The following is a 9,184-nucleotide window of genomic DNA, read 5'->3' as shown; positions in this document are numbered from 1 at the left end:
AGGCGTGGCGAAGCCAGACAACGCGCAGCGTTGGACTCATTGAGGTCATCGCCTCTGCGACTCAAGCACCTCCATACATAATCTTCATTCCAGCACCGTAACCCATGCGGGCGGGCCGTCGGATTGCCGCATCACTGTTCTCCTACAGCCATATATCCAAACTCCCAGGCCGGGTATGTTCACTTAACCCATCCTCGAAATGCATTTCCTGCGCTCAGCCGAATCTTGTCTACACTTTGAGGGTTGTTAGCAGGAGTTCGTGTATTCATGTACCTCGTTGTTGAAGACGATCCCGTCGTCGGCAAAATTCTCAGACATCTGATCAAGCAAACGGTTGGAGACAACGTCGTGTATGCACGCTCCATGGCGGAGCTGAAATCGCAGCTGGTGAAGTATCAGGGCCGCTTCCGGAGTGCGTTGGTCGATCTGGCGCTACCGGATGCAGAAGAAGGTGCGTCAGTTGAGGCGGTGATGCAGTGTGGCGTTCCTTGTGTGGTGTTAACCGCCAGTGAGGACCCAGCGGCAAGGGACAAGTATCTGAAAGCCGGTGTAGCTGACTTCGTTAACAAGAACGGCCGTTATTGGTATCTCTATGCGGTACGTATGCTGCGGCGTTTGAGCCTGAACCAGGACATTAATGTCCTGGTGGTTGATGATTCCAAAATGTGTACCGCGACCATGCGACGGATGCTGGAGACCAACCGCTATCGTATTTATGAGGCGATCAGCGCGGAGAACGCGCTGGAGGTGCTGGAGCGGCGTTCGGATATTCACATTCTGGTGGTCGATCATGAGCTGCCGGGTATGAACGGTTTGGAGTTGGTGCAGTTCGTTCGTTACAAATACCCGGACAGGCCGCTGGGCATTATTGCTGTATCCGGGCTGAATAAAGGGCGCGAGCAGCTGACGGTGGACTTTATCAAGTCGGGCGCGGATGACTTTTTGCCAAAGCCGTTCGACCAGCAAGAATTCATGTGTCGTATCACCAACAGCACGCAAGCCACTGAGGCGTTCCTGAAGCTGCAAGAGCAAGCTTCCAGGGATTATCTGACGGGTTTGTACAACCGACGCTACTTTTCCCAACAGGCAGACGTCCAGCTGGAGCGCTATCAAAGCAGCACCAACACCCTGGCATTGCTGGATATCGATTTCTTCAAAAAGATTAACGATGAATACGGTCATCAGGCCGGGGATATTGTCCTCAAGCGTTTGTCGGAAGAGCTGTTACAGGCATTTCATCAGTTGCTGGTCGCCCGTGTTGGTGGTGAAGAATTTGCCTTGTTGATGCCAACCGTACCATTGGATAAGGCGCAGGCGTTGATGGATGGCTTTCGCCAGCACATGGAGGGCATCGTAATCGACGTGGAAGATGGCGACTATCTGCGTATCACCCTCAGCATCGGCATTTGTGAATCGGCTAACGCGTCGGTTGAGCAAATGTTCTCGGTGGCCGACGAATGCCTTTATCGCGCCAAGATCGGCGGCCGTAATCAGGTGATTGGCGTCGTCGAATAAACGCTCTGTCGTTGCAACAGAACGTCATCCTACTTGGGTTGGATTGTACCGGGGCATTGGATTCCCTATTGTGTCGGCATGAACCAAGGAGGATGTCATGTCCGAGCAAGATACCATTTTTGGCCAGATCGCCCGTGGCGAGGCCGACGCCAACATTGTGTTTGAAGACGAGCAGGTGGTTGCCTTCCGCGATCTCTTCCCTGCTGCCCCCACCCACATTCTGATCATTCCCCGTAAACCGATCCCACGTCTCTGTGACGCCGCTGCAGAAGATCAGCAGCTACTGGGTCATATGCTGCTGGTTGCCAACAAGGTGGCCGAAGCAGAAGGTCTGGGCGACAAGTTTCGGCTGGTGATTAACAACGGTGCCGATGCCGGGCAGTCGGTGTTCCATTTGCACATGCATGTGATCGGCGGCCGCTCACTGACCTGGCCACCGGGCTGAGGAATGACGACGATGAAATTTGAATCGATACGGGCCCATCTGCACGACGGCCGTTATCTGGTTGTGGATGACTGGCAGTTGCAAGCAGGCCAGCACTGGGCCATTGCCGGAACCAATGGCAGCGGTAAAACCGTGCTGTCGGGCTTGTTCGGCGATCTGGTCCGACTCAGCCATGGTAGCGCGACGGATTTGCCAGACGATGTAGTGTACGTGTCTCTGGAGGCTCAGGCCGAGCTGATTGAGCATGAGCGCAAGACCGACGAAAGCGATATCACTGACATGGCCCACAAGGGCACGCTGGTGCGTGAACTGCTGGAACCGGTCGAAGCCGTTGCCGAGCTGATCGATGGCCTTGGCATTCGCCATCTGTTGGATCAGGGCTTCCGGTCGTTATCCACAGGGGAAAGCCGCAAGGTGTTGTGGGTCAGCCGTTTGCGGGACGACCACGACCTGCTGGTATTGGACGAGCCTTATGAAGGTCTGGATGCCAACAGCCGTGAATACGTCAAGCAATGGCTGGATCAGCTGGCGGCCAAAGGGCGCAACATCATTTGGGTGGCTAATCGCATGGATGAGCTGCCGGACTGGATTACTCACATCGCGTTTATCCACAACGCCGAGTTGGTCGCCAAGGGTGAGCGTCAGCAAGTGCTGAATATCCCTGAAGTACACGCTCTGGTGGCCTTTGATCGCGAACTACCAGAACTGCCACCGGCACCTTCAGAGCCGTTGCAGCTGGAAGACGGTGATCCCCTGGTGCGTTTGATTGATGGCAATATCCGCTACGACGAACGGACGCTGTTTGACCAGCTGAACTGGGACATTCAGCCGGGTCAGCATTGGGCGGTTCAGGGGCCGAATGGCTGCGGTAAAACCAGTCTTTTGCAAATGCTGACTGGGGATAACCCACAGTGCTACCGCAACAACCTGCGTCTGTTTGGTATTCAGCGTGGAACGGGCGAGTCGATCTGGGACATCAAGAAGCACATCGGCATTGTCTCGGCCTCGTTGCAGTGGCAATACCGGGCAACCACCAATGTATTGAGTGCCTTGCTGTCGGGCTTGCATGACAGTATCGGCCTGTATAAATCGGTGGGAGATAGCGATAAAAAGCTGGGTCTGCAATGGCTGGAAATTCTGGGCTTGCGGGACAAGGCCAACAAGAGCTTGCAGCATCTGTCCTACGGTGAGCAACGTCTGGTGCTGATTGGCCGGGCGTTGATCAAGCAGCCAGCCTTGTTGATTCTGGATGAGCCGTGTCAGGGGTTGGACGACATCAGCCGTCATATGGTGTTGGCGTTTATCAATCGACTGGTCAGCCAGCAGCGCATGACCATGCTTTATGTGACCCATCATGCAGATGAGATTCCGGCGGGTTTCCAGCATCGGTTGCAGTTTCAGCCGCAGCCAGATGGTGGCAGTGCGGTGCTTCTGAAGGGGCCTGAGACGGCATAACTGTCGGGTCAGAAATCTCTCTGACTCCAAACTCCAGAATCTCAAGCCTCAGAAACAAACAGGGCCGCCATGCTGGCCCTGTTTGGTTTGGCAAGAGCACTGAGTTGTCCAGTGCTCTGTGTTAACAACGGTTACGGGTTTTGTGGCGCCTGGGCTGCTTCCGGGTTCTGGATGGCCTGCAACTGGGCTTCCAGCTGTTGAATGCGCTGCTGCAGTGGCTGACGGATGCTGTCGGCCTGCTCACGGGCTTTTTGCACCAGTGCCAGGGTTTGATCCAGAAATGCCATGTTGCGCAGATCACCGGCGTTCAGGGCCTCTGCCAGCTGATGCAGGTAGCTTTCAAATCGCAGTGCGGCATGCTCGGCGTCATCTATGTCCATGTTGATGATGCTTTCGGCTTCACGGCCGATGTACAAGGCATGCTGGGCCGCTCGCAGTGCACGCAGACCCACATCGGTGGACAACTGGCGATTGCTGTACTGTTCGCGGATGGTGTCTTCAGCTTCCTCGGTGATGGCTTCGGCATCGCTGAAGGTTTCCGGAGCGTAGTCATCAACCCCTTCTTTCTCGGCCTTGGCGAGGGTTTGCAGGGCCGGACGCCAGTGGATTTCCAGCATGGTGTCGCGTTCCAGCTCGTCCATATCGGCCATCAGGTCGTTAATATCACCATCGATTTTTGCGGCTTTGCCAGCTTCGATCAGACGGGCCAGATCCATAATCTGGTTGCGAATGGCGCGGTATTCTTTCGGCAGCACCTTGTCGGCCTTCACATCATCCAGCACGGCTTTCTGGCGCAATACCTGCGACAGCAAATCCTGCACTTGTATACGAGTGATTTCGGCGCTTTCGGCCAGAGTCAGCACCCGAGCGGATGCCGCGACGGAGGCTTCGCTGTTGGAGGCCAGGTCTTCCTTGCGAGCCAGCTTGATGGCGTCGTTCATTTGCTGCCAGTGCAACGGCGTCAGCAAGGCGTAGTTTTCGCCCTTGGCTTTTGCGATGGCTTCTTCGGCTTTATCGAGAGCCGATTGGGTATTACCGGTCAGTTGCTCGGCGCGAATGGCAGCCTGGCTTTCAAGGCTGTCTTCATTGGCAATATGGCGGGTCGCACAGCCACTGGAGATCAGGGTGGCAGAAACGGTCAGTGCCAGCAGCAGCGATTTGAGCGGGTCGATCTTGAAGTACATCGGGGTCGGAATCCTCACGATACGGCACAGTCGTTATGCCGCATCGTCGTCAAGTAGGTCAGCTCAGAATAGTCACTCTGAGACTGACCGAAATGTGATCAGTTTCCTTATTCTGATCAGTCCAGCATGGATTTGTCACGAACGGCACCCTTGTCAGCACTGGTGGCGAACTTGGCGTAGGCCTTCAGGGCGGTGCTGACTTTACGAGGGCGCTGTTCTGCCGGTTTCCAGCCGATGGCGTCTTGCTCTGCGCGACGCTGATCCAGTTCTTCCGCGCTGAGATCCACATTAATAGAGCGGTTCGGGATATCGATGTTGATGATATCGCCGTCTTTCAGCAGGCCGATGGCACCACCAGACGCGGCTTCCGGAGAGCAGTGACCGATGGACAGACCAGAGGTACCGCCGGAGAAGCGACCGTCAGTCAGCAGTGCACACTCTTTACCCAGGCCTTTGGACTTCAGGTAGGAGGTCGGGTACAGCATTTCCTGCATGCCTGGGCCACCTTTCGGGCCTTCGTAGCGGATGATGACAATATCACCGGCAACGATTTCATCGCTCAGAATGCCCTTAACGGCATCGTCCTGGCTTTCGAAAATACGCGCACGGCCCTGGAAGACATGGATGGATTCATCCACACCAGCGGTTTTCACCACACAGCCATCGAGGGCGATGTTGCCGTACAGAACTGCCAGACCGCCTTCCAATGAGTAGGCGTTGTCGATGCTGCGGATACAGCCGTTTTCACGGTCGCCGTCCAGCGTTGGCCAGCGAGTGCTTTGGCTGAATGCGGTTTGCGTCGGGATACCAGCAGGGCCCGCTTTGTAGAACTGCACGACCTCTTCGCTTGGGTTGCGCATGATGTCCCACTTGTCCAGTGCGTCTTTCATGGTCGCGCTGTGAACCGTTGGCAGGTCGTTGTGCAGCAGACCGGCGCGATCGATTTCGCCCAGAATACCCATGATGCCACCGGCACGGTGAACGTCTTCCATGTGGTACAGCGGCGAGTTCGGTGCCACTTTACACAGCTGAGGAACCACGCGTGACAAACGGTCGATGTCTTTCAGGTCGAAGTCGACTTCGGCTTCCTGGGCAGCAGCCAGCAAGTGCAGGATGGTGTTGGTGGAACCGCCCATCACGATGTCGAGGGTCATGGCGTTTTCAAACGCCTTGAAGCTGGCGATGGAGCGCGGCAGGACGGATTCGTCGTCCTGATCGTAGTAACGCTTGGCGATTTCAACGATCTTGCGGCCGGCTTCCAGGAACAGTTGTTCGCGGTCGGCGTGGGTAGCCAGTACCGAACCGTTGCCCGGCAACGCCAGACCCAGCGCTTCAGTCAGACAGTTCATGGAGTTGGCGGTGAACATACCGGAGCAGGAGCCACAGGTCGGGCACGCGCTGCGCTCGTATTCAGCCACTTTCTCGTCAGAAGCGGAGTCATCTGCCGCGATCACCATGGCATCAACCAGGTCCAGCTTGTGCTCGGACAGCTTGGTCTTACCGGCTTCCATTGGGCCGCCGGATACAAAGATCACCGGGATGTTCAGGCGCAGGGAAGCGAGCAGCATTCCCGGGGTGATTTTGTCGCAGTTGGAAATACAGACGATGGCATCCGCACAGTGGGCATTGACCATGTATTCCACCGAGTCGGCGATGATTTCGCGGGATGGCAGGCTGTACAGCATGCCGTCGTGACCCATGGCGATACCGTCGTCCACGGCGATGGTGTTGAATTCCTTGGCCACACCACCGGCTCGTTCTATCTCACGGGAAACCAGCTGACCCAGGTCTTTCAGGTGTACGTGGCCCGGTACAAACTGGGTAAATGAGTTCGCAACGGCGATGATCGGCTTGTGGAAGTCCTCATCCTTCATGCCGGTGGCGCGCCACAGGGCACGAGCGCCGGCCATATTACGACCGCCGGTGGAAGTCTTGGAACGATACTCAGGCATGATGTCTCTCTTTACTGCGTTTCAGGTTGCAGGCAGCTGCTTGGCACTCAGGTGAAGCAGCTATTATTTTGGGCCGCTGGGCTGCGAGTCGGGTCTGGATGGAGCCGACGGCGGGGGCCCGAATGGCGAAAGGCCGATAGTTTATCAAAAGCCGCGCCGCTACGCAGTCTGTGCTGATGATTATTGCAACAGCGCCAGAGTGCTATGTGGCTTTGGCCGCTTGTCCCGGTCAGCGGCCGTGATGTGGACAAGCAGGCGGTCATTCACAGTTATCCAGTGTTTCTGTGGATAAAAGTCGGGATAACTTTGGGGCAATGGCCCAGAACACCGATACTACGGGTCTGTGGTTGGATTCGTACGTTTTTTGATCAATCCGGCGGTTTGTGGTTATTACCAATTGCCTTTCTAAAATCCCAATAAAATCAAAAGCCTGCAAAAAGCCCGAGATGGCGCGGCTGAGCAAGGGAAAAACCGGGCCTTAAAATGGCTTTTTCAGGCCTGAAATATGCACAGTGGTTGTTTGAAAATCGATCAATAGTCGCCGTTGCCAGAGCTGGGTGGAAATGTGGATAAGGACAGGCTGTCAAGTCACAAGGCTGTGAATAACTCATGAATAAATTCAGGATAGCGGGTTAATAAGCCACAAAACGGCGGAAATGTTCGCTGTTTCCGGGTGGTCTGTTGCGCCCTTTGGATGGCTGTTGTCAGAAAATGGCGTGAGTCATAAGCCGCCAGTGGCGGTCGCTGCATGTTGTCAGAAGGTTGTCGGAGTTATGTAAGACAGTCGTTGCTATTGACCAAACAGCAACGGCTATTCTTCACCCGACGGGCTGAATTTGAGATACTCCCGCCCCTTCTTCTAATACCAGATCTGATTCCCTGCTTATGAAACCGCAAATCGCCGAGTTATTGTCTGCTGCTGTTGTTCAACTGAAACAGGACGCCGTCCTGCCAGCTGATTTCGAACCCCGAATTCAAATTGAAAACACCCGCGACAAAGCGCACGGCGATCTGGCCACTAACCTGGCCATGATGCTGGCCAAGCCTGCTGGCAAAAAGCCGCGTGATCTGGCCGATTTGCTGGTGGCAGCCCTGCCTGAGAACACGCTGGTGGAAAAAGTGGAAATCGCCGGTCCTGGCTTTATCAACTTCTTCCTCAGCCAGGAATCCACCGCGTCTCTGGTGAAAGCCGTACTGGAAGCAGGCGACGCCTACGGCCGCAACAATTCCGGCGAAGGCAAAAAGGTGCAGGTTGAGTTCGTATCTGCCAACCCGACTGGCCCGCTGCACATTGGTCACGGTCGTGGCGCTGCGGTAGGCGACTGTATTTGTCGTTTGCTGGAAGCCAACGGTTGGGACGTTACCCGTGAGTTCTACTACAACGACGCCGGTGCCCAGATCAATAACCTGGCACTGTCTGTACAGGCTCGTTGCAAAGGCCTGACGCCGGATGACGAAAGCTGGCCTGCCGATGGCTACCGCGGTGAATACATCGTCGATCTGGCCAACAGCTATATGAACGGCGACACCGTTGAGTCCGAAGACCAGTCTTTCACTGGCGCCAAGGATGCCGACGACCTCGATGCGATCCGTCACTTCGCCGTAGCGTACCTGCGTCGTGAACAGGATCTCGACCTGAAAGCCTTTGGTGTCGATTTCGATGTCTACTTCCTTGAGTCTTCCCTGTACACCGAAGGCAAGGTTGAAGAAGCCGTTCAGACCCTGATCAACAACGGTTACACCTACGAAGACGGCGGCGCGCTGTGGCTGCGTACAACCGACTTCGGCGATGACAAAGACCGCGTTATGCGCAAGACAGATGGCGGCTACACCTACTTCGTACCAGACGTGGCTTACCACCTGAACAAGTGGCAGCGTGGTTTCTCCCGCGTGGTGAACGAGCAAGGTGCTGACCATCACTCCACCATTACCCGTGTACGTGCCGGCTTGCAGGCACTGAACGCCGGTATCCCACAGGGCTGGCCAGACTACGTACTGCACCAGATGGTGACCGTAATGCGTGGTGGCGAAGAAGTGAAAATCTCCAAGCGTGCCGGCAGCTATGTGACCCTGCGTGACCTGATCGACGAAGTGGGCCGTGATGCCACCCGTTACTTCCTGGCCGCTCGTAAGGCCGATGGTCAATTGACCTTCGACATCGATTTGGCCCGCGAACAGTCCTCCGACAACCCTGTGTACTATATTCAGTACGCTCACGCGCGCGTGTGCTCCATCTTCCGCAAGCTGGATGACGCTGGCTGGAGCTGGAACAAGGAAACCGGTCTGGCGGCACTGGACAAACTGGAACTGGATTCCGAGAAAGAACTGATTGTAAAACTGGGTCGTTTCCCTGAAGTGGTTAAAGCCGCTGGTAAGGCCAACGAACCGCATCAGGTGGCCAACTACCTGAAGGAACTGGCGGGTGATTTCCACACCTACTACAACTCCGAGAAAACCCTGGTGGAAGACGAAGGCGTTCGTAATGCCCGTCTAACCCTGGCGGAGTCTGTGCGCCAGGTGCTGGCCAACGGTCTGTACCTGTTGGGTGTAAGCGCGCCGGAAGAAATGTAAACGTGACGGTCATGGCGGCTGGTTAATATGGCCGCCTGACACGCCGTAGCAGAAGCACGCAG

The 9,184-nt window shown here is 55.7% G+C and carries 6 protein-coding genes; 4 read left to right on the top strand and 2 right to left on the bottom strand.

Features of this window, described 5'->3' with window-relative positions:
• The first annotated feature begins 267 nt into the window (after positions 1 to 267).
• From G516_RS0111140 to G516_RS22095, 3 genes are all read left to right on the top strand, one after another.
• Positions 268 to 1,515, top strand: a complete 1,248-nt coding sequence (locus G516_RS0111140) for a diguanylate cyclase (protein ID WP_036535949.1) — start codon at positions 268 to 270, stop codon at positions 1,513 to 1,515.
• A gap of 97 nt (positions 1,516 to 1,612) precedes the next feature.
• A complete protein-coding gene (locus tag G516_RS0111135; protein WP_028293726.1) occupies positions 1,613 to 1,960 on the top strand; it encodes a histidine triad nucleotide-binding protein in 348 nt (115 codons plus the stop codon).
• A gap of 12 nt (positions 1,961 to 1,972) precedes the next feature.
• Positions 1,973 to 3,415, top strand: a complete 1,443-nt coding sequence (locus G516_RS22095; protein ID WP_051219292.1) for an ATP-binding cassette domain-containing protein — start codon at positions 1,973 to 1,975, stop codon at positions 3,413 to 3,415.
• Positions 3,416 to 3,546: 131 nt separating this feature from the next.
• Here G516_RS22095 and G516_RS0111125 read toward each other — a convergent pair whose 3' ends face one another.
• Positions 3,547 to 4,599 (bottom strand): hypothetical protein, encoded by a 1,053-nt coding sequence (locus tag G516_RS0111125; RefSeq protein ID WP_028293725.1) that lies wholly within the window; start codon positions 4,597 to 4,599, stop codon positions 3,547 to 3,549.
• Positions 4,600 to 4,715: 116 nt separating this feature from the next.
• The gene (gene ilvD / locus G516_RS0111120) at positions 4,716 to 6,551 is read right to left on the bottom strand and encodes a dihydroxy-acid dehydratase (protein ID WP_028293724.1); all 1,836 of its coding nucleotides are present in this window, start codon (positions 6,549 to 6,551) and stop codon (positions 4,716 to 4,718) included.
• Positions 6,552 to 7,436: 885 nt separating this feature from the next.
• On the opposite strand from ilvD, the gene argS reads away from it, so the two are divergent.
• On the top strand, positions 7,437 to 9,122 hold the full coding sequence (gene argS, locus G516_RS0111115) for an arginine--tRNA ligase (protein WP_028293723.1): 1,686 nt from the start codon (positions 7,437 to 7,439) through the stop codon (positions 9,120 to 9,122).
• Positions 9,123 to 9,184: the final 62 nt, after the last annotated feature.

Source organism: Oceanobacter kriegii DSM 6294 (assembly GCF_000422845.1).
GTDB lineage: Bacteria > Pseudomonadota > Gammaproteobacteria > Pseudomonadales > Oceanobacteraceae > Oceanobacter > Oceanobacter kriegii.
This window is presented reverse-complemented; position numbering and strand designations above follow the sequence as displayed.

What these genes read in the sequence shown, in the direction of transcription:
- G516_RS0111135 (WP_028293726.1), top strand. Translation starts at nt 1,613, where the DNA reads ATGTCCGAGCAAGATACCATTTTTGGCCAGATCGCCCGTGGCGAGGCC.
- ilvD (WP_028293724.1), bottom strand. Translation starts at nt 6,551, where the DNA reads ATGCCTGAGTATCGTTCCAAGACTTCCACCGGCGGTCGTAATATGGCC.
- G516_RS22095 (WP_051219292.1), top strand. Translation starts at nt 1,973, where the DNA reads ATGAAATTTGAATCGATACGGGCCCATCTGCACGACGGCCGTTATCTG.
- G516_RS0111125 (WP_028293725.1), bottom strand. Translation starts at nt 4,599, where the DNA reads ATGTACTTCAAGATCGACCCGCTCAAATCGCTGCTGCTGGCACTGACC.
- argS (WP_028293723.1), top strand. Translation starts at nt 7,437, where the DNA reads ATGAAACCGCAAATCGCCGAGTTATTGTCTGCTGCTGTTGTTCAACTG.
- G516_RS0111140 (WP_036535949.1), top strand. Translation starts at nt 268, where the DNA reads ATGTACCTCGTTGTTGAAGACGATCCCGTCGTCGGCAAAATTCTCAGA.